This is a genomic window from Paenibacillus sp. IHB B 3084, assembly GCF_001447315.1.
Classification (GTDB): domain Bacteria; phylum Bacillota; class Bacilli; order Paenibacillales; family Paenibacillaceae; genus Paenibacillus.
The window spans coordinates 3,548,491-3,569,747 of sequence record NZ_CP013203.1; the positions used below are offsets into that span (position 1 = coordinate 3,548,491).

The following is a 21,257-nucleotide window of genomic DNA, read 5'->3' on the forward strand; positions in this document are numbered from 1 at the left end:
ATAGAATTAGGAGGGTCTTGATGAAAGGGAAATGGAAAAGTGGACTTATTCTCGGGCTATCTTTGGTTTTGACGTTGACGTTAAGTGCTTGCGGAGCAAGCAAAGGAGAAACACAGGCGAATGGCAGCTCTGCTGCGGGTTCCAAGGATGTGGAGCTGCTCAATGTTTCTTATGACCCGACCCGTGAGCTGTATGAGGCGTATAACAAGGCGTTTGCCGCCCACTGGGAGAAGGAGAAAGGGCAGAAAGTTACGATTAAGCAATCTCATGGAGGGTCTGGCAAGCAAAGCCGTTCTGTGCAGGATGGGTTGGATGCGGACGTAGTTACCCTGGCTCTGGGCTACGATATTGATGCGTTACAGGAAAAAGGGCTGATTAAAGAGGGATGGCAGGATAAATATGAGCATAACAGCTCTCCATACAATTCAACCATTGTGCTGTTGGTGCGTAAAGGTAATCCGAAAGGAATTAAAGACTGGGATGATCTGATCCGCGGCGATGTGCAGGTTATTACCCCGAACCCCAAGACATCTGGTGGAGCTCGCTGGAACTACCTTGCGGCATGGGCCTATGCGCTCAAGAAAAACAATAACGATGAAGCTAAAGCCCAGCAGTTTGTACAGGAGCTGTACAAACATGTGCCGGTACTGGACAGCGGTGCGCGTGGAGCGACAACGACCTTTGTGGAGCGCGGAATTGGTGATGTACTGATCGCTTGGGAAAATGAAGCACTGCTTTCCGTGAAGGAGCTGGGTACGGATAAATTCGATATCGTATACCCGTCGATCAGCATTTTGGCCGAGCCTCCGGTAGCGGTGGTCGATAAGGTTGTGGATAAAAAAGGTACACGCGAGGTAGCGGATGCGTACCTGAAATATTTGTACAGCGAAGAGGGGCAAACCATTGCTGCCGAGAACTATTATCGTCCAACGCTGGATAGCGTAAAGGCGAAGTTCAAGAATCAATTTCCCGAGCTGGAGCTGGTGACCTTGAAGGATGTATTCGGAACATGGAAGGAGACGCAGCAAAAGCATTTTAGCGACAAGGGCATCTTTGACCAAATTTATGTACCTGGAAGTTAAAGGATTGTAGAGAGGGATGGACAGAACATGAGTCAAGTGCAAGTCACCCGAAAACGCGTACTTCCCGGGTTCGGGTTAACGATGGGATATAGTGTGCTGTACCTCAGTCTGGTAGTGCTGGTGCCTTTATCGGCGCTGCTCCTGAATTCAACCGGATTGACGTGGGAGAAGTTTTGGGATGTGGCGACTGACGCCAGGGTACTGGCTTCTTACAAGGTAAGCTTTTTGTGCGCTGCCGCTGCGGCGCTGATTGACCTGTTCCTCGGTTTTCTGATCGCCTGGGTGCTGGTGCGTTATGAATTTCCGGGAAAACGGATTTTTGATGCGGTGATTGATCTGCCCTTTGCATTGCCTACAGCGGTTGCGGGTGTTGCTTTGACAGCTCTATATGCGCAAAATGGCTGGATCGGCTCGTTGTTCGAACCGCTTGGCTGGAAGATGGCCTACTCGCAGACGGGTATTACGCTCGCGCTGATGTTTATTGGTATCCCGTTCGTCGTACGGACGGTCCAGCCCGTGCTGGAGGAGCTGGACAAGGACGAGGAGGAGGTCGCCGCTACGCTGGGAGCGGGCAGATGGCGTACCTTTCGCAGCGTTATTGTGCCCGAGCTGATACCACCGCTGCTGACGGGCTTTGCGCTCGCCTTTGCCCGTGGCATCGGGGAGTATGGCTCAGTCGTCTTCATTTCCGGCAATATGCCGATGAAGACCGAGATCGCGCCGCTGCTCATTATGTCCAAGCTGGAGCAAAATGACTATGCCGGAGCTACGGCGGTAGCATTGATGCTGTTGGTCATTTCATTCCTGCTGCTGCTGGTGATTAACAGCATTCAGCGCTGGTCGCGGCGGCGTACTGTCTAACGTTATCACGCAGGACAGTATGCGTTTGGTTCACACGATAGCGGTACATCCGCTGTTTAAGGAGGAAGAAACATCATGTCACAAGCGATAACCGGACAGGAGCTTACCCATGCACCTGTGCCTTCATCTGCACCGCCCAACAGGGTTACAACCGAAGCCCCTTGGGTGAAGTGGACGCTGATCGGTGCCGCTTTTCTGGCTTTGCTGTGGGTGCTGATACTGCCGCTGATCATCGTACTTACCGAAGCGCTCAAGCAGGGCTGGAGCGTATATGTTGAAGCGTTACGCGACCCAGACGCTATGTCGGCGCTGCGGCTGACGCTGCTGGTGGCGGCGATAACGGTACCGTTGAATACGGTATTTGGCGTAGCCGCCGCCTGGCTGATTACAAAGTTTCAATTTCGCGGCAAGGGCTTGCTGGTCACCCTGATTGATTTGCCCTTTGCCATCTCTCCTGTTGTCGGCGGATTGATGTATGTGCTGGTATTCGGCGCACAGGGATGGCTTGGGCCGTGGCTGGATGAGCATGATATCAAAATTATTTTTGCCTTACCGGGGATTATATTGGCGACGCTGTTCATCACGTTTCCTTTTGTAGCGCGGGAGCTGATTCCGCTAATGGAGGATCAGGGACACCAGGAGGAAGAAGCGGCGGTTACGCTGGGCGCACGCGGCTGGCGTATTTTCTGGAAGGTGACGCTGCCGAATATCAAATGGGGTCTGCTGTATGGCATTATTTTGTGTAATGCGAGAGCGATGGGTGAATTCGGGGCGGTGTCGGTCGTTTCGGGACATATCCGTGGAGAGACGAACACATTGCCGCTCCATGTGGAAATTTTGTATAACGAATATCAGTTCTCGGCATCCTTTGCGGTGGCTTCGCTGCTGTTGTTACTGGCTCTCGCCACCTTGGTGCTTAAAAGCTGGTTTGGACGCAAACGGGTTCATTAATGAAACGCAGGAACGTGCTTGATTCCACAGGGTCTCTCTTCGCGTCTATCGTCGATGTTTGGCGATAAGATGGGAAGGGAGACCCTTGTTCTAAGATGACTTATATGGATTCAGTCCTACCGTCAGCTATATTTCCGTGAGCGAATTGCTGGAATTTTCTATGGAGTATGGTCGCCGCAAAGGGTTAAGCATACGTTTGCCTTCCGGGGAAGGAGCTTTACCTGGTCTCATCGCTGTTGAGGTAGCCGATGCATCGGCGGTTGAGAGCCGCTTGAGAAGTCAAAATATCATCGTTTCGGCACGGAAGGATGTGATTCGCTTGGCTCCGCATTTTTATAATACGGCAGAGGAAATCCGGCGGGTGATGGACGAGGTAGCGGCCATTTGATGAATCTAAAAAGCCTCTTCTGAGTAATGGGAGCATAATGTTGTCCCTTTTACACAGGAGAGGCCTTTTTGGCATTTTCAATCTTGTTGATTATACAATCCGCTTGCGCAGCCAGCCGGAAATTAAATCCGTTAATATGATCAGGACCACAATGCCCAGCAAAATGACACCTACACGGTTCCAGTTGCGCATTTGGAGCGCAAACAGCAGCGGAGTACCGATACCGCCTGCACCCACCAGACCTAGCGTGGTAGCGGAACGGATGTTAATTTCAAAACGGTAGAGCGAATACGAAAGGAACTGTGGAATCACCTGCGGCAGCACGGCGAAGAAAATCACCTGCAAACGGTTGGCACCACAGGCGATCAAGGCTTCTTGCGGTCCGTGATCGACACTTTCGATCGTTTCCGAAAATAGCTTCGCCAGCATGCCGATAGAGTGAATACCGAGGGCAAGCACACCTGCAAATGAGCCGGGTCCTACGGCCTTGATGAACAGGATCGCGACAATCATTTCAGGAAATACCCGAATGACGCTGAGTACAAATTTACCGCTGCCTGACAAGGGGCGCAAACGGGTCATATTGCTGGATGCCCAGAAGGCAAACGGAAGACAGATGAATGCGGATACGAAGGTTCCGAGAACGGAGATAACCAGCGTATCCAGCAGCCCGCGCAGCAAGTCCTCTCCTTCAGGAATGTACACGAATGACCAGTCAGGATGAAGAAAGCCGTCCAGTATAGCGAGAGAGACGTTTTTGGCGGTTCCCTGCAATCCTTCGAACTGCATCCCACGGAAAGCCCAAATATAAATGATGATCAGCAGAATGGCTATCGCCCATAAACGCAGTCTGGAGCGAAGAGGTCTGCGAAGTGTGGAATCATTCATAATAGTTTCCTCCGTAGCATGTTACTGCCGTAATCAATCGCCAAAACGATGACGAGGGTCAGTAGAATGATGATGCTTGCCCGGTCATACCGGAACAGGCCAAGCGAACGGTCGAGCAGCAGGCCGATACCGCCCGCGCCGACCAGTCCCAGAACAGATGCTGCGCGCACATTGACCTCAAAGGTGTACAGCAAGTAGGACACAAAATAGGGCAATGCCTGCGGTACGACACCGAAGGCAATCACCTGAATGCGGCTCGCACCAACGGCGGTCATAGCTTCCAGCGGGCCGGGATCAATGGCTTCAATGGCCTCGAACGTCAGCTTCGCAATGATGCCGAAGGAGAAGAAGAGCAGGGCGAGCATCCCTGCGAACGGCCCGATGCCGAACACCGCCACAAAGATGGAGGCAAACAGCAGATCGGGAACCGTCCGCACGAGGTTCAGGATCGTGCGCATCGGCAGCGAGATCAGCTTGCGCGGCATGATATTGTAGGCGCACAGCAGGGCGACGGGAATAGCCAGCAGCGCACCCAGCGTCGTGCCCACAATGGCAATCTGGATGGTTTCCAGCATCGGCTTCCAGATGGTGGGAAGGTAGCTCCAGTCAGGCGGGAACATTTCGCCAAGTAATTTGCCCATCTCCGGCAAGCCGACGATCAACTGGTAAGGCGTAGCATCCGTATGAATGGAGCAGGCCACCAGCACCACGATAAAGATCATCCAGGTGGCGTAACGCTTGTAACGCCCCGGCAGGGGCGGCCCTGCGGGCGGCTTGGATTGCTGCGGCTGCGGCGGTCCGGCTTGTGGTGACGGCGGCGTCGAAGAGAGCGTCCGCGCAGTAGAGTCGGGCTTCATGATCCGACTCCTAGCAGCTCATCATGCTTGATGGCCCGGCCGTAGATTTCCGCGAAGGCGTCATCCGTAGCTTCCTCCGGCGTGCCGTCAAAGACGACCTCTCCGGCACGCAATCCAATGATCCGCGTCGCATATTCGCGCGCCAGATCAATGAAATGCAGATTAACGATGGTTGTAATCTTCATTTCACGGTTGATCCGTTGGAGGTCGTCCATGACCTGGCGGGTAGTCAGCGGATCAAGCGATGCGACAGGCTCGTCCGCGAGAATGATCTTGGCCTCCTGCGCCAGAGCGCGGGCAATGGATACGCGCTGCTGCTGCCCGCCGGACAGCTCATCGGCCCGGCTATAGGCTTTTTCACGAATGTTCACGCGTTCCAGCGCGGTTAGTGCCAGCTCGATATCCTCCTTCGGAAAAAGGCCCAGAATGGTCCGAAGCGTCGAATGATAGCCGACCCGGCCGGAAAGCACGTTGCGGAGTACGGTGGAACGCTTGACCAGATTGAAGCTTTGAAAAATCATGCCGATATCACGGCGAATGCGGCGCAGCTCGCTGCTTCCGGCAGATGTGACAGACCTGCCGCCTACAACAATGTCGCCAGAGGTAATATCATGCAGTCGATTAATGGAACGTAGCAGAGTGGACTTGCCCGCACCAGACAAGCCGACAATGACGACCATTTCGCCCTCTTTAATCGTCAGGTTAATATTGTTCAACCCTTTGGTGCCGTTCGGGTATGTTTTCGATACATTGTGGAATTCGATCATATGCTCCCAACTTTCTCCCCCGATGGGGTGGAATGAAAACAACACCGCCATGAATACATGGACGGTGCTGCCCTGTCATTCGTAAAGCCTGTTTCGTAGCTACTGCTTCATTACAATTACGCGTTTGCTCCTATTACTTAACTGCTTGGCCGACGGCTTCGGCATATTCACGAACAGAATCGAAGTTTTTATCGTCACCTTTTTCATAGCCTACATGCGTATAAATTTCTTTAATGATTTGACCGCCCTCCGGGTCTTTGGCGATATCTATAAAGGCTTGGCTGATTTTGTCTCTCCACGCCTGATCCATATCGGAACGAACGCTGACCGTGTCATTCGGAATTTTAGCGGTGTAATGAATGACGCGTGTTTTTTCGAATACATCCGGAATTTCCTTCTTCACCGTGTTGCGTGCATCCTGGAAAACAGCTACAGCATCAACCTGACCGTTCAGCAGCGCCAGGATAGCGGCATCATGCCCTTTGATCGTTACGCCCTGCACATCCGTGTCCGGGTCCACGCCAGCTTTCTTCAGCTCTGCTGCGGGATACACATAGCCTGCGGAGGAGGTTACATTTTGCCAGCCGACTTTTTTGCCTTTCAGGTCAGCCAGGCTTTGAATCGGAGAATCCTTTTTCACCACGATCATCGATTTATAAAAGTTTACTTTTTCAGTTGTGTCCTTGCCTGTGGCATCATCAATGCCGTAGCGTTGGGCTTGCAGCAGCAAATCGGCTGCTTTACGGTTATCGTGTGCCAGAACATAGGCATTCGGTGGAAGGAAACCTACATCTACCTGTTTGGAAGACATGGCTTCCACAATCGTGTTGTAGTCGGGAGAAACGGTTACTTTCACCGGAATTCCGAGCTTGTCGCCCAGCAGCTTTTCGAGCGGCTTGGCTTTAGCTTCGAGCGTATCTGCATTTTGGGAAGGAACGAACTGTACTTTTAACTCTGTAGGAACATAGGCTGTGCTTTCGCTTTTCGTGCCATCTGTGCCTGGAGTGGACGCGTTGTTGTTATTGCTGGCATTGGAGCCGCATGCTGCGAGACCCGCAGCCAGTGTGAAAGTCATGCACAAGGTCAGTGCTTTTTTAAACAAAATAATTTCCCCCTAAAAATAGTAATAATGAAAAATTGAAAAAGTCTGTAAATTCTGTGACAAACCAAATCTTAACAGCTAGTCCGGTCACTAGGGTAAAAACCATTCCTGACTTTGGTAAAAAGTATGTAAAATATATCTTATACTCTCTCATTTCTATTCATTTAACATTCTCTTAATAGTACCCTGTTAGACTTGTTCAAGCTCTATGACCGAAGCTGAAGGAGAGAACAGGATTGGATATTTCAGATATCAATAAAGAGGTACAACAGCAGACGCTATGTCCTGTGAGGGTGAAATTCCGTGTTATGGTTACGACCGATCTGCATGTCAGCTTGTGGAATTACGATTATTATACGGATCGGGAAACGTTGCAGTACGGTCTTGCGCAAACAGCCAGTCTAATCCAGGCGGCTCGTTCCGAGGTACCTAACCACCTGCTGCTGGATAACGGGGATGTTATTCAAGGCAATCCGATGGGGGATTATGCAGTACAACGTCTCCAACAGGACCCGAACGCCGTGCATCCTGCCTACAAAGCGATGAATCTGCTTGAGTACGAAGCGGGCAATATCGGGAATCACGAATTTAACTATGGATTGGAATATTTGCAGACTTGTCTTCAAGGAGCCAAGTTTCCTTATATCAATGCCAACATCTATATTCAGGCGGATACAGATATAGATACGAAGAAAGATATTTTTACAGATAGCCATACAGTCGTGGAAAAAGAACGAAATTACTTTACACCTTATTTGATACTGGACAAGACGGTGGAGGATGAAGCAGGCTTCAAGCATCTGTTGAAGGTGGGGATTATCGGGTTTGTGCCTCCGCAAATTATGCAATGGGACAAGGCTTGGCTGGAAGGGAAAATCATCGTCAAGGACATGCTGGAGACCGCGAGACGGTTTATTCCACAAATGAAGTCCGAGGGAGCCGACCTGATCATTGCCATGCCTCACGCGGGTTTTGAAGATATTCCTGAAACGCCGTATATGGAAAATGCGGTGCTGCATCTGAGCAGGGTGGAAGGAATTGACGCGATTCTGTTTGGTCATGCACATAAAGTATTCCCCGGCCCTTCGTTCGTTGGTCAAACGGGTGTGGACGCGGAGCGAGGCACCATACATGATATTCCGGCGGTGGAGCCGGGCTTTTGGGGAGATCATCTGGGTATCATTGATCTGGACCTGACCCTTATGGATGGAACGTGGCAAGTGGCTGCCTCTTCTGCGGAGGTACGTCCGGTGTATGATTCGGTACACAAGCAAGCGCTGGTGCAGCCGGATGCTGCCATTCAGCAGGCGGTTGCGGAAGAGCATGCCGGGACGCTGGATTATATTCGCGCTCCTGTTGGTAGCACAACGGTGGCAGTAAACAGCTATTTTGCCCAGGTGATGGACGATGCTTCTGTTCAACTCGTGAATGATGCGCAAATGTGGTATGTGAAGCAGCAGATGCAGGGGAGTGAGTACGAAGGCTTGCCTGTGCTGTCGGCAGCGGCTCCCTTTAAAACAGGCGGCCGATATGGCCCTTCATATTATACCGATATTCCGGCGGGGACTTTGGCAATCAAGCATATCGCCGATCTGTACAATTTTCCAAACACGCTGCATGTCGTTCGGCTGACCGGGACAGAAATTCGGGAATGGCTCGAATGGTCTGCTGGACAATTCCAACAAATTGATCCGTATGCAGAACAGGAGCAGGAGCTGATTGATTCCGATTTTCCGAGCTTTAATTTTGATATTATCGACGGGATCAGGTACCAGATTGATGTGACGCAGCCTGCCAGATATGATGCTGCCGGAATATTGAAGGAGGCGAGTGCGCACAGAATCCTTCATATGACCTTGGATGGAGAACCATTGGATATGCAGCGAAGCTATTTGGTCGTCACGAACAACTATCGCGCGTTTTCCTCTACATTGGTCAATCCGGGCGGGGAACGCATCGTACTCGCTTCACTGGATGAGAATCGGCATGTACTAACGGAATATGTACGGCATATGAAGACGTTAACGCCCCAAGCAGACGGTCACTGGTCCCTCGCGCCATGGCCGGGCCGCCCGCATGTGACGTTCCTGACCTCACCGCAAGCAACGGGTGCCGCCAAAGCCCATTCAGAGTTGCTTTATGAAGGATTAACCGCAGAGGGGTACGCCAAATTTGCTCTGGATTTCGGGCGATCCTGAATTTTTTTTGAAAAGAATTTAAATTTAAAGTGATCCAAACGCAAAATAGTGACAAATTTGCAGAAGAAATTGCATCTGCGCCTGTTGAACCAACTACACCATCGGAACCCGCAGCTCCTGCTCCATCCGATACGATGAATGCCAGCGGCATGACGACTGTCTGGATGAAAGCGGATAGCCATATGCTGAAAATTAATGATAAAACGACACAAATGGACACCACTCCGTTCATATGGAGCGGTAAGACGTACATCCCTTTGCGTTACCTGGGTGAAGGTATTGGCGCTCAAGTGAAATGGGATGCAAAAACGCAAATGGTATGGGTGAAAGCCGGGAACAATACACTGAAATTCTGGGTAGGCAAAAACATTGTCCGACGTGAACGGAACACAGAAAAAGGCGGACATGAGCCTATGGCATCATATGTTAGCAAAGACTGTTCCTCCGGGGGCGGTCTTTTTGCACACGGATTATTTAAAATCGTACGAAATTCGTAATTTTATATGTCCTGAGTCGCGTTTAAGTTATTGACCTCCGTTATGATTAGACATATACTTTGATTAAACAAATTTTGGTTTAAAAGGTAATGAAAAAGTCACCATCATTTGATGGAGGGGGTGTCCCTTTGGAAAAAAACACCACGATTCGTGCAGAAATTGAAAAGTATATTCAGCGTGAAGGTATTTCCATGCAATGTTTCGCAGATGCGTCCAAAGTAAATCCGGGTACACTTAGCGGCATACTTAACCGGAACCCACCACGGCCTATCTCAGTCAATCAGCTTGATCTGATTACCGGGGCGATGGGTTTGGAAGAAGGATCTTTGTTCGAGATGTATGTAGATGAATGTTTTATTCATTCCTTACCACACTGGAGAAGGTTGCGTCCGTTTCTGCTCCGTTGTTCGGAGCTGAACAAGCTGGAATGTATTTGCAGTGTACTTGACTATCTGATGGATGATTTATCGAACATTCCGGCTATTTTTGATACCGCAGAAGCGATGTTTGAGGACGAGAGATATGAAGCGGCCATGCTTCTGTACAATTGTGTTATCGAGAGTGAGAAGTATACCCACTCCGAGCGGTTAGCGATCAGCTATTTCCGTATATTCCAGATTCAGATCAAGGATAACAAGCGGAGCTTGAAGGCTGCTGTGCAATTCCACTTGTACCGTAGTCGGTTGCCGGAAAATTATGCATTGGAAGGCTTACATATGCTATCTCAAGTGTTTGCGTTAAAAATGCAATGGTCCGAGATGGAAATGTATGCGGACGAGCTGCGAGAATTGGCTCATGCGCTATACCGCAATCGGAACCGCTTTGGAGATGAGCATCTGGAGTTGCTCAAACCGCTTGTCTACTATTATGCACAGGGTCATCTGCTCAAGGCCAGCTGCTATGAGTTTCAGGGCAGGTATGAGGAATCCAAGAAATGGATTGATGGGTATGCAGATTTGAGCTGGTTTGAAGGATTGGATGAGGAAGGTCAGAAAGTAGTGGACATGCATCGTGTGTACGCTCAAGGCAATCGGCTTTGTATCGAAATTAAAATGGGCAATACCTCTGCAATTTATGAATATATTACGTATTTGCGCGAGCATCCGGACGAGACGCTGGAAGGCTTGAATACGCTGCTTGAATCAGCGAACAGGTTCGGTTACTTTGTGGATGCCGAGCTGGGACTATTCAGCGAGCAACTTAAGAGCTTCTGGGAGCTTGCACCGGATCAATGGGACACTCACTACCGCAAGCATTTTAATGCATTCCGCTTCGCCTCCTTTTGCAAGGTGTATGCCGAATATCATTTTCGGAAGGGTGCTTATGCAGAGGGACTGGGGCAAACACTGCATTGCTTACAGTTGTCTGTAGACAACAGCTATACTGAGCATATTATCGGTTGCATGGCTTTGTTTGAGCAGCATCGGAACTTTTCTACCCCGGAACAGCAGCATTTGTATCAGAAGTTTTGCCTGGGCGTGCGTGAAAATGAAAAGAATCATGCCTATGATCACAGCACCGGCGGGTATTTGTAATCTTTAGAATTCAAAATATATATCGATTCTAGCGAGGATGCTCCTGGTCAAAAGGGAACGTTCTCTTTTTTTAATTCTACTCTTTTCTGTGACTTTTAGCATAGGAAGAACGCATTGCGCGTTGACAAGTTTCCCATGCGGGATTAGGATAAATGCAGCACAGTAAGTGAAGGAGAGCATGTGAAAATGACGATTCCCAAAACATTAACGATAGCCGGCTCCGACACCAGCGGCGGCGCGGGTATTCAGGCAGACCTGAAAACCTTTCAGGAGCTTGGCGTATATGGAATGACTGTATTGACAACCGTAGTTGCGATGGAACCCAAAACGTGGGACCATCTTGTATATCCTGTTGCGTTGGATGTGGTAGAAGCACAACTGCGTACGGTATTGGAAGGTATTGGCTTTGACGCGATGAAAACGGGTATGCTCGGTTCCGTTGATATTATTGAACTGGTTGCCAGCCATCTGCGCAAGCATGATCTTAAACGGGTCGTTATTGATCCGGTTATGGTCTGCAAAGGTACGGATGAAGTGCTTCAGCCGGAAAATACAGAAGCAATGCTGGAATTTTTGATTCCGGGCGCTGATCTGGTCACGCCGAATTTATTCGAGGCTTCGCAACTGGCGAAGAACGGACCCATTACGACGCTGGAACAGATGCAGGAAGCAGCGGCGATTATCCATGAGCGCGGGGCAAAGCACGTGCTGATTAAGGACCGTGGCAAAATCCGTGCAGGTAAAGCGATGGATCTGCTTTATGACGGAATTACCTTCGACTGGTTCGAGGCGGATGTTGTGAAAACAAGCTTCACCCATGGTGCAGGCTGTACAACTTCGGCAGCGGTAACGGCTGGCTTGGCCCAAGGGCTGACTGTACGTGAAGCGGTGGATCAGGCCAAAAAATTCATTACACAGGCGATTGAAGGCAGCTTCAAGCTGAACGAATTCGTTGGTCCGACTCTGCATGCGGCACATCGTTTGCAAAATCATTAAAGCATGAATGCACTTATAAAATGGCTGCATTAGGTAGTGCATCTCCGATAGTTAGCGTTTAGGCTAGAGTCTTTAAGCCGCAATACTTGGTATTGCGGTTTTTGATGTATTTTTTTGGAATTATATCTTCCTGTTTACTCTAGTCGTACTGTATAATAAGCATCAGATTTATTAAATTTAGGGAGGACTCGAAGCAATGACATTATTCAGCCAAATGGCTTATACCCGACCAGAGCAAGCTGAAATTGAACAGCGGTTTAAAACGCTTTTGCAGCAGTTTCGTGAAGCGGACAGCGTAGAGCGTCAAAATGAAGTTATTCATGCCATTAATAAGCTGCGCAGTAACGTGGAAACGCAATTGCAATTAGTAGAGGTTCGGCACTCCATTGATACGGAGGACACATTTTACAAAGCAGAGCAAGAGTACGCTGATGATTTCACGCCAGTCATTCAGGAGTATGTAACCGATTACTATCGTGCATTGGTAGACTCGCCGTTCAGAGCGGAGCTAGAGAGCCAGTGGGGCAGCCAGCTTTTCAGTATTGCCGAGGTATCACTCAAGTCGTTCCACCCGGATATTATTGAGGATTTGCAGCAGGAAAATAAGCTGACCTCCGAATACTCCCAATTGATTGCTTCGGCGAAGATCCCGTTCGAGGGAGAAGAACGTACATTGTCGCAGCTTCTGCCTTTTGAAATGGCTACAAACCGGGAGACACGCAAACAGGCCTCCGAGGCCAAGTATCAATTTATGAGCGAGCATGAGGATGAACTGGATCGAATTTACGATGAACTGGTTAAGGTACGCACGCGCATGGCGCACAAGCTGGGCTACGATAACTTTGTAGAGCTGGGCTATGCCCGTTTGGGTCGTACCGATTACAATGCCACTATGGTTGCCAATTTTCGCGAACAAGTGCTGAAACATATCGTTCCGCTGGCAACAAAGCTCAAGGAACGCCAACGCGAGCGGATCGGAGTGGATCAGCTTCGCTATTATGATGAAGGCTTTAACTTTTTGTCAGGTAATCCTACACCCAAAGGCGATCCGGAGTGGATCATTCATAATGGAGCGCGTATGTATGAGGAGCTTTCATCGGAAACACATGAATTTTTCAGCTTTATGATCGAACGTGGGTTGATGGACCTGACTAGCAAAAAGGGCAAGCAAAGCGGAGGCTACTGCACATTTTTGAGCGAGTATGGCACGCCGTTTATTTTCTCCAATTTCAATGGTACATCCGGTGATATCGATGTGTTGACGCATGAAGCGGGCCATGCCTTTCAGGTGTACGAAAGCCGGCATTTTGAAATCCCCGAATACCACTGGCCAACCATGGAGGCGGCTGAAATTCATTCCATGAGTATGGAGTTTTTTGCATGGCCTTGGATGAAGCTGTTCTTCGAGGACGATACGGATAAATATCACTTTGAACATTTGTCCTCATCGTTGCTGTTCGTGCCTTACGGCGTAGCCGTGGATGAATTTCAGCATGCCGTATATGAACATCCAGACTGGACGCCAGCCGAACGTAAAAGCGCATGGCGCTCCATTGAACGCAAGTATAAACCGCATTTGGACTATGAAGGCAACGAGTATCTGGAGCAGGGCGCGTTCTGGCATAAGCAGGGACATATTTTCCAATCCCCGTTCTACTATATCGACTACACACTCGCGCAATTGTGCGCATTCCAATTCTGGAAACGTATGAGCATCGACCGGACAGCTGCGTGGGAAGATTACTTGAAGCTGTGCCGTGCCGGGGGGAGTCGTTCTTTTACCGGCTTGGTGGAGCTGGCTGGTCTGATCTCGCCGTTCCAGGATGGATGTATCGCTTCTGTGATCGGAGAAATCGAAGCTTGGCTGAATAGCGTGGACGATAAAAAGCTGTAAGCTTAACCAAAAAGGGCATTTCGCTTACCTGTGAGGGCCTAAAGGCTTGCAGATGAGCTGTCCTTTTGGGTGGAAACAGAGCTGTTGCATGAAAAAAGCCGGGACCCTCTACATGATGTAGAAGTCCCCGGCTTTGTGTGATTTTGGAGTTGAAATAACTCTATTAAATCTTGGTGTTCAGCGGTTTGAGGTTGGCTTCAATGGAGGCGCGACGCGATTCCAAAAATGGCGGTAACGCCAGCGATTCACCCAGAAACTCCAGTTCTTCATCCGTATCAAAGCCGGGTCCATCGGTTGCCAATTCAAACAAAATGCCGTTCGGCTCACGGAAATACAATGAACGGAAGTAAAAGCGATCCACGAACCCTGAGCTGGAAATTTGCAGTTGGTTAATACGCTCTACCCATTGTTTGAGCTCTTCCTCAGTTTCAACACGGAAGGCTACATGATGCACACTGCCTCGTCCCGGGCGCTCTTGTGGAAGATCGTTACGTTCTTCCAGATGAACCTCGGTCCCGGTTCCACCTTCGCCGGTTTCATAGATGACCACATCAGGCTGCCCAGCAACGGTGGAAGGATAGGAGCCCTTTTTGCGGAAGCCCATCACCTGTTCCAGAATGAGGATCGTGTTCTCCGCTTTTGGAATGGTCAGATGAACCGGGCCAAGTCCGACGATGCCGTATTCAGCAGGGACAGGGCTTTTCTCCCAAGGCGTACCGCCCCGCACTCCGTTGTCATGCTCATCCGAAACCAGGAAGAAGCGCTGCCCTTCAAAATCCTCAAACGAAAGCGCCAAACGTCCCGCTTGATCCGTAATTTCACCATGTTTTACATCCAATTGCTCGAAACGGTCTTTCCAGTAATCCAGTGCCTTGTCATTCGGTACCCGCAGGGAAAGCGCCGAAATGCTGTTATTCCCCGTACGAGTTTGCCCAGCATGCGGAATCTCAAAGAAAGTGACTTCGGTGCCAGCCGTTCCGCGCTCATCTCCATAAAAGAGGTGATAAACGCTCACATCATCCTGGTTCACCGTTTTCTTAATGAGTCGAAGACCCATTACCTGAGTATAAAAATCAACATTCTTAGCCGCCGCCGCCGTAATCGCCGAAACGTGATGCAATCCTAACAGTTTCATGTCATTGTCCTCCTTGGTTTTATATGATTAGCATGTAAAAGCGAAATGAACAGTAGTAAACGTTGCTTAATATTTATTGTCTTTATATTAAGATATATTATTTTGGAGCGATTGTCAACTCAAATTACGTATCCTGGCTCCAAGAACTGTAGGGGAAAAGAAATACAAAATAATGCATAATCATGTAAATTAAATACTTAAAGGCAGATTGGAAATTTATTTAAAAGGAGTGTGTTCGTTGTATACGGATAAGGATTTAACCATTAGGCCCGTTACAGAAGGAAGACTTACAAGCTCTTTAGACGTTAACTTATAAAGAAGAAGCACCGGAATGGAAGCAGTGGGATGCACCTTATTATGAACATAAGACACTTTCTTTTGATGATTATTTAAAAGATAAGGAAAAGCGAATCGGGCAAGAGGACTTTTGGCTCATTGAAGTGGAAGGTAAGATCATTGGATCGGTTAGCTACTATTGGGAGCATAAGCCTTCCCAATGGCTTGATATGGGAATTGGCATTTTTGATTCGCAGTATTGGAGCGGTGGGTATGGTACCAGGGCACTTCGACTGTGGATCACGCATTTGTTTAATACATTACCTCTAGTAAGAGTAGGCTTTACAACCTGGTCAGGAAACCATCGGATGATGAAGGTTGGGGAGAAGCTGGGGATGACCTTGGAGGCCCGGCTTCGCAAGTGTAGATTTTATAATGAACAGTATTATGATTCGATCCGAATGGGGCTTCTGCGGGAAGAGTGGGAACTGTAGGTATACAGACAAAGATACCTTTCTAAGCATAAAAAGATGACCTCTGAATTTATCAGGAGTCATCTTTTTTTATTCCCACTGGTATCTTGGACTTTCTAATATTCTTAGGTGCATCTACTCTGATTCTCGAAGCCGCTCCACAATACTTTGTTTGTCATTCATAGAATAGACTGCTACTGGAATGAGTATCCCAAGCAATAACAGTAAAGGCAATAAGACTAGAAGTGGCCAGATTATAAAGTGATAGCTTAAAAGCCATAGCAAGTTGCAAGACGGTTTCACAATCAAAATAGAAAATAAGACTGCCAATAGAATAGAGGTTAGGCTAGTAGCCCTAACATAATATAGCCCTTCATAAATCAGCATTCCCCGCAGTTGCTTTTTAGTCATGCCTATACTCTGCAGCATAGCAAATTCTTTGCGTCGGGTCAGTATGCTGGTTAAAATCGCATTTATAAAGTTCAGGATACCAATCAAGCCAATAATCAAGCTGAGCAGGCCGCCGATCATCTCAACGGTGGTTTGCATACCTGATAAAGCGTCCCGTGATGTGATTTTGGATTCGTAGTTCATCATCGGTTCGATTGTTTCAGTGTAGCGCTTCAAAAAGCCCTGCATGGACACTTCCTGATTTGAGGATACATTAAATGCATAACTCATTACAGCGGGCTGTTTTACAAGTGGCTTGTATATATCCGCCGGGAGGTAGAAGCTATAGCTCTGAAGGCGGTTCGAATTGCTAGATTTGATACCTACATGGCCAAGTACTGTAAATTTATGCGTTATATACTCTCTATCCAGTGAAGCATCTTCTGTTCCCACATAACTATGCAGAGTAACATTCTCTCCCACTTTATGATGAATGCTTTCCATGTAAGGCTTGTCGTTGTCATTCAGTTCGACTCCCTCCAAGATATACTTACCGGAAGCTAGTTTCTTAAAATCAAGCTCACCATCAATCAGTTGCAGCCGATGTAGTGGTAAATCTTCCAGCCCATACACTTCTACAAGGAAGTTGCCGCGAGCATCATTGTTTTGGGTATCATCTGTGATTCCTTTTGTATTCTCAGCAGTGAGAGCTGTTGGATCACCGTATAATCGGCCGCCTTCTTCAAAGCCCGGTTGTGCCTGTACAGCCTTAATAAAACTTTCAGTGGTCTCATTTTCCTGGCCGCTGAAGCTGCTGGGAACCTGGAAATATTCAGCATGAGCAATGAGAAAATCGGTATCATTAAATTTGGATAAAAATTTATCCATATCAAAGCTCTGAGATAGTGTGAATACTGTATTCAGAAGAACCAAACTTAAAGAAAGACTCATAACCACTAAAACGGTGCGTTTTTTATTGCGTCCCAAATTGGAACGAGCCATGAGGTGGATTTTTGCACCTCCGGTTGATTTTTTCAGCTTACCATTGCCCTTGTTTACTCCACCTGTATATCTGACTGCTTCTACCGGCGATACGGATGACGCAACTCTGCCTGGCTTGAAAGTGCTGATCATTACGGTAATGAGCGCGAACAGAGCAGATCCGACAAAAATCCATGGGTTAGGGGATACTGATATCTCAGTACCGTTAAACACACTCATTTTTATGATATAAGGAACAAACGATTTACCGATAAAAAAACCTGCTATCAATCCAATTGGGATTCCAAGCGCTGATAGAATCAGTGCTTGTCTGCGAATAATCCGGCGGATCTGCTTGCCGCTTGTACCGATCGTCTTTAAGAGACCGTAAAAACGGATATCTCGCATCACTGATATTTGGAAAATATTATATATAATCAAATAACCGGTAAACATGATCAGTAACAGGGCAGAAGTTAACGCTATGATTGTCTCTGTATCCACACTAAAATTGGTCGAGATGTATGACCAATTTACATTATTCGCGATATAGTTCGGTGCATCTTCGTCAAGCGAATACCCGCTTTCGGTAATCACTTTACTGAGCTTTCCCCGCAAATCAAGGCTGTTGTCGAACATCATATATGCACTAATGGTTCCTGTATAGAAGTGATCCTTTTTATAGTTGCTTTGTAATTCCTTAGCATGAGCATCGACATAGGCTTTAGAAGCGAATATTTGTCCTACGTTAACCACAGGATCACTTTTCCACCAGCCGGAGAGGACAAAATCACGCTGTACTTCTTTACCTCGTATGTCAAGCTTTAGCCTCAAAGGTGCTCCAACCTCCAGTGGAACACCCAATAGCTGCAACGTCTTGGAGTCTGTGATTACTTCATTTTCCGCCGCAGGCTTGTGCCCCTCTTTAAGCTCAATAAAACCAAGCTTCATCCCTACATCATCGTAATACCAGAATTCCGTATGGCGTTTTAGGAATTTATCGTTTATAACTCTGTCGCTTAATATACGGTTATAAGCTATTTCCTTGATCAATGGATGATCCTTGACATGATTAAATTCGTCATCCGTTATATATTTAAGTACGGCATGTCCATCTCCACCGACCTGTCGCATAGTTGCCCGTTGTAAGTTTTCAACAGTGCCAAGCCCCAAGGTGTACAACGTCGTAAATAACAGTGAAGTGAGAGCTATGGCAACAATAGCAAAGAGGTTACGGGCTTTGTTTACTTTGAAGCTCTTATCTGCCAGATTGCGGATCGTTTTTTTATTTCTAACCTGAATCATTTGCCTTCACCACCGACCATTTTACCGTCCTCAATTCGAATGATCCGGTCTGCCATTTGCGCAATTTCCTCGTTGTGCGTAATCATCACCATCGTTTGGCGGAACTGTTGACTGGATACTTTGATCAGCCCCATCACATCCAGACTGGTTTTACTGTCCAGGTTCCCGGTGGGTTCATCTGCTAAGACAATTGCGGGTTTCGCTGCTAGCGCTCTGGCAATGGCTACACGCTGCTGTTGGCCTCCCGAAAGATGGTTGGGCAGATTATTCAACTTTTGGTCAAGACCCAAGGTATGTACAATTTTATCTATGTGGGTTTTGTCCGGCTCTTTACCATCCAGTTCAATAGGAAGCACAATATTTTCGTAGACATTCAAGACAGGCACCAGGTTGTAATTTTGAAAAACGAAGCCAATCTTTCGTCTGCGAAAAATAGTCAATTCTTCGTCTTTCAATGTAAAAATATCTTTGCCGTCAATCGTAACGTTTCCGCTTGTTGGACGATCAAGTCCACCCAACATATGGAGAAGGGTAGATTTGCCGCTCCCGGATGTACCGACAATAGCGACAAATTCTCCGCTTTCCACCTTCAGGTTCACACCGTCTAAAGCGTGGACAGCAGTATCCCCGTTGCCGTAGTACTTTTTCAACTCCTGAGTTTTTAATAGAGCCATACACTTTCTCCTCCATAAAAAGTCTGTATTGTGGCGCCCTGCAATACAAACTGTATCATATCAATCTTTCTACAATCTTTCTGAAATCTAACGGTGTTGAAAGAATTAAGTATCCATAGAAAGAAAAATAGAGAAGGTAGAGCCACGGCCGTAGCGTGACCGTACCCTGATGTAACCACCTTCAGCCGCAAGGATTTCTCTCGCTAAGAACAGCCCAATACCGACACCTTCCTGCGTATTTACAGTAGGGGAGCGATAGAAGCGGGTGAAGATTTTACCTTGTTCATTTTCTGCAATCCCTATGCCATTGTCAGTAATATCAATTTGGCAAAACAAATCATACGCGATCACATTTATGGAGATGCTCCCGCCGGCTTCTGTATATTTCACAGCATTATCCATAATATTGTAGACTGCTTCGGTCGTCCATTTCAGATCAAAGCATGCATGAATCGTTGTATTCTCCATAACAACCGAGATACCTTTGGCAACCGCTTTCGGCATAATTTGCTCCTTTGCACTGTGCAGGAGCTTATGAACAGATTCCTGCCTTGGCGATACTGTGATAATCCCCGTTTCAAGTTGTGATGTTTTCAACAATGCCTGGATAAGAAAGTTAAGCTTTTCTGCCTGTGTGGAGAGGGCTTTCACACAAGTGGACGCATCCTGCGATAATTCGTATTCACTAAGCAGTTGGGAATACAGCAAGATATTAGCCACAGGCGTTTTCGTTTGATGCGAAATATCAGAAATAAGCTCATTTATTTTGTTTTTCTCCGCAAGTAGATTTTTGGAAGAAACGGTACAAATAGAAAGAAACCGTGCCAGCTTTGTCTCTACTGCAGATAAAACGGATTCGTCGAAAACACGCTCTGAAAAGTTGCCATCTATTGCAGTATCAATCATCTCCTGAATGGTTTTCATGGTTTTATGTACGTTTTTGCGATATAGAAGAATGGCAGTTCCGACAGCGAATAAAGCAGTAATGGTAATTCCAATACATATGTAATTAAGTGCTGACAAATTATCTCACCGCCCATGTGTAGCCAATACCATAAACTGTCTTAATGTATCGAGGAGAGGAGGGGGAGTCCTCCAATTTATCCCGTAGTCTTTTTACTGTAACAGACAAGGCGTTTTCACCTACATACTCAGCTCCATCAGTCCAGATGCTGTCTATTAAATGATCGCGAGATACAGTATTGCCTCGATTATCGATTAGGACGCGCAACAATTTTTGTTCAGTTTTACTTAGTTCAATGGGCGTACCATTCTTAATAAATTCCATTTTGTTAAAAGAAAAAGAAAAACCATCAAGCTGAAAGGAATCGGAAAGTGGATACCCAGCTCTTTTTAGCTGAACGCCGACTCTTGCTCTCAGTACCATGAGACTGAAAGGCTTGGTGATATAGTCGTCAGCCCCCAGTTCAAAACCAGTGACGACATCTGTTTCCATATCATTCGCAGTCAGAACGATGACGGGTATAGTTGTTTTTATTCGTATATCGGTTAAAAGGTCGAGTCCATTCCCATCCGGCAAGTTTACATCAAGAATCACTAGGTCAAAGGCAGTGACGTTCAATTGTTCTTTTGCAGCAGCTATGTCATACGTTTGCACAAATACGTTGTTAGGTTCTTTAAGAGCAAGAACAATACCGTTACTCAAGGAGGTATCATCCTCGACGATTAATATGTAGTTCATCATTCTCCTCCTGTATTTTGATTAACCAAGTCGTTGAACACAGATTTCAAGAACCGCTCACAATAAAAATGTAAAAGAGGACTCAAAATTCTCTATTTCCAGTTTACAGGATATTGCTTTTATTTGCTCATTTGCTCTCAGGCTGTCGAGGCACTTGCCAGCATCTTTTTTTCATGTTTGTTCATTTCAAAAGATTTGACAGATACGCGAGGACTGATATAATTTATGCTAGTTCATTTTGATAATGATTATCATTATTGGAGGGGAGGACAGGGCCGAAGCTTGGTACAGGTTGTTGGAGAACA

Annotated in this window: 18 protein-coding genes and 1 pseudogene; 10 read left to right on the plus strand and 9 right to left on the minus strand. The window is 47.4% G+C overall.

Translation table 11 applies throughout. The annotated features are described in order from the left end of the window. The first annotated feature begins 20 nt into the window (after nucleotides 1-20). The 4 genes from ASL14_RS16570 (at nucleotide 21) to ASL14_RS16585 (ending at nucleotide 3,282) form a co-directional block, all read left to right on the plus strand. A complete protein-coding gene (locus ASL14_RS16570) occupies nucleotides 21-1,082 on the plus strand; it encodes a sulfate ABC transporter substrate-binding protein (RefSeq protein WP_134912518.1) in 1,062 nt (353 codons plus the stop codon). A gap of 27 nt (nucleotides 1,083-1,109) precedes the next feature. Further along, nucleotides 1,110-1,943 carry a sulfate ABC transporter permease subunit CysT gene (gene cysT / locus ASL14_RS16575; protein ID WP_134912520.1) on the plus strand — a complete coding sequence of 278 codons (834 nt, stop codon included), beginning with the start codon at nucleotides 1,110-1,112 and terminating at the stop codon, nucleotides 1,941-1,943. A 75-nt stretch (nucleotides 1,944-2,018) separates the two neighbouring features. Further along, nucleotides 2,019-2,894, plus strand: a complete 876-nt coding sequence (cysW, locus tag ASL14_RS16580) for a sulfate ABC transporter permease subunit CysW (RefSeq protein WP_134912521.1) — start codon at nucleotides 2,019-2,021, stop codon at nucleotides 2,892-2,894. Nucleotides 2,895-3,030: 136 nt separating this feature from the next. Beyond that, on the plus strand, nucleotides 3,031-3,282 hold the full coding sequence (locus ASL14_RS16585; protein WP_223264012.1) for a hypothetical protein: 252 nt from the start codon (nucleotides 3,031-3,033) through the stop codon (nucleotides 3,280-3,282). Between the two features lie 90 nt (nucleotides 3,283-3,372). Here ASL14_RS16585 and phnE (ASL14_RS16590) read toward each other — a convergent pair whose 3' ends face one another. From phnE (ASL14_RS16590) to ASL14_RS16605, 4 genes are all read right to left on the minus strand, one after another. After that, the gene (gene phnE / locus ASL14_RS16590) at nucleotides 3,373-4,170 is read right to left on the minus strand and encodes a phosphonate ABC transporter, permease protein PhnE (protein ID WP_025686134.1); all 798 of its coding nucleotides are present in this window, start codon (nucleotides 4,168-4,170) and stop codon (nucleotides 3,373-3,375) included. Further along, nucleotides 4,167-5,027 (minus strand): phosphonate ABC transporter, permease protein PhnE, encoded by an 861-nt coding sequence (gene phnE / locus ASL14_RS16595; RefSeq protein ID WP_134912523.1) that lies wholly within the window; start codon nucleotides 5,025-5,027, stop codon nucleotides 4,167-4,169. Before phnE (ASL14_RS16595) ends, phnE (ASL14_RS16590) begins: the two co-directional genes overlap by 4 nt. Further along, entirely contained in the window at nucleotides 5,024-5,794 is a 771-nt protein-coding gene (phnC, locus tag ASL14_RS16600; protein ID WP_134912525.1) for a phosphonate ABC transporter ATP-binding protein, read from the minus strand. Before phnC ends, phnE (ASL14_RS16595) begins: the two co-directional genes overlap by 4 nt. A gap of 133 nt (nucleotides 5,795-5,927) precedes the next feature. Continuing rightward, nucleotides 5,928-6,896, minus strand: a complete 969-nt coding sequence (locus ASL14_RS16605; RefSeq protein ID WP_134912527.1) for a phosphate/phosphite/phosphonate ABC transporter substrate-binding protein — start codon at nucleotides 6,894-6,896, stop codon at nucleotides 5,928-5,930. A gap of 236 nt (nucleotides 6,897-7,132) precedes the next feature. Here ASL14_RS16605 and ASL14_RS16610 point away from each other — a divergent pair, with 236 nt between their 5' ends. The 5 genes from ASL14_RS16610 to ASL14_RS16630 all read left to right on the plus strand — a co-directional run bounded on the left by ASL14_RS16610 (nucleotide 7,133) and on the right by ASL14_RS16630 (nucleotide 14,016). Beyond that, nucleotides 7,133-9,094: a bifunctional 2',3'-cyclic-nucleotide 2'-phosphodiesterase/3'-nucleotidase gene (locus ASL14_RS16610; RefSeq protein WP_134912529.1), complete on the plus strand. Its 1,962-nt coding sequence runs from the start codon at nucleotides 7,133-7,135 to the stop codon at nucleotides 9,092-9,094. A gap of 29 nt (nucleotides 9,095-9,123) precedes the next feature. Beyond that, nucleotides 9,124-9,591: a copper amine oxidase N-terminal domain-containing protein gene (locus ASL14_RS16615; protein WP_223264013.1), complete on the plus strand. Its 468-nt coding sequence runs from the start codon at nucleotides 9,124-9,126 to the stop codon at nucleotides 9,589-9,591. Between the two features lie 128 nt (nucleotides 9,592-9,719). Then, nucleotides 9,720-11,126 (plus strand): DNA-binding protein, encoded by a 1,407-nt coding sequence (locus ASL14_RS16620; RefSeq protein ID WP_134912531.1) that lies wholly within the window; start codon nucleotides 9,720-9,722, stop codon nucleotides 11,124-11,126. Between the two features lie 186 nt (nucleotides 11,127-11,312). Next, complete coding sequence (gene pdxK / locus ASL14_RS16625; RefSeq protein ID WP_134912533.1) at nucleotides 11,313-12,122, plus strand: pyridoxine/pyridoxal/pyridoxamine kinase; 810 nt, start codon at nucleotides 11,313-11,315, stop codon at nucleotides 12,120-12,122. A 196-nt stretch (nucleotides 12,123-12,318) separates the two neighbouring features. Beyond that, a complete protein-coding gene (locus ASL14_RS16630) occupies nucleotides 12,319-14,016 on the plus strand; it encodes a M3 family oligoendopeptidase (RefSeq protein ID WP_134912535.1) in 1,698 nt (565 codons plus the stop codon). A gap of 163 nt (nucleotides 14,017-14,179) precedes the next feature. Here the strand turns inward: ASL14_RS16630 and ASL14_RS16635 are convergent, their stop codons facing one another. Then, nucleotides 14,180-15,151: a ring-cleaving dioxygenase gene (locus ASL14_RS16635; protein WP_134912537.1), complete on the minus strand. Its 972-nt coding sequence runs from the start codon at nucleotides 15,149-15,151 to the stop codon at nucleotides 14,180-14,182. A gap of 238 nt (nucleotides 15,152-15,389) precedes the next feature. Between ASL14_RS16635 and ASL14_RS16640 the strand changes: the two are divergent. Further along, nucleotides 15,390-15,921: pseudogene (locus ASL14_RS16640) on the plus strand (GNAT family N-acetyltransferase). A 114-nt stretch (nucleotides 15,922-16,035) separates the two neighbouring features. Here ASL14_RS16640 and ASL14_RS16645 read toward each other — a convergent pair. From ASL14_RS16645 to ASL14_RS16660, 4 genes are all read right to left on the minus strand, one after another. Continuing rightward, the gene (locus ASL14_RS16645; protein WP_134912539.1) at nucleotides 16,036-18,576 is read right to left on the minus strand and encodes an ABC transporter permease; all 2,541 of its coding nucleotides are present in this window, start codon (nucleotides 18,574-18,576) and stop codon (nucleotides 16,036-16,038) included. Beyond that, the gene (locus tag ASL14_RS16650) at nucleotides 18,573-19,250 is read right to left on the minus strand and encodes an ABC transporter ATP-binding protein (protein WP_134912541.1); all 678 of its coding nucleotides are present in this window, start codon (nucleotides 19,248-19,250) and stop codon (nucleotides 18,573-18,575) included. The genes ASL14_RS16645 and ASL14_RS16650 overlap by 4 nt, the downstream gene beginning before the upstream one ends. A gap of 105 nt (nucleotides 19,251-19,355) precedes the next feature. Beyond that, nucleotides 19,356-20,273: a sensor histidine kinase gene (locus tag ASL14_RS16655; RefSeq protein WP_134912543.1), complete on the minus strand. Its 918-nt coding sequence runs from the start codon at nucleotides 20,271-20,273 to the stop codon at nucleotides 19,356-19,358. A gap of 1 nt (nucleotide 20,274) precedes the next feature. Beyond that, complete coding sequence (locus ASL14_RS16660; RefSeq protein ID WP_134912545.1) at nucleotides 20,275-20,952, minus strand: response regulator transcription factor; 678 nt, start codon at nucleotides 20,950-20,952, stop codon at nucleotides 20,275-20,277. Nucleotides 20,953-21,257 lie beyond the last annotated feature (305 nt).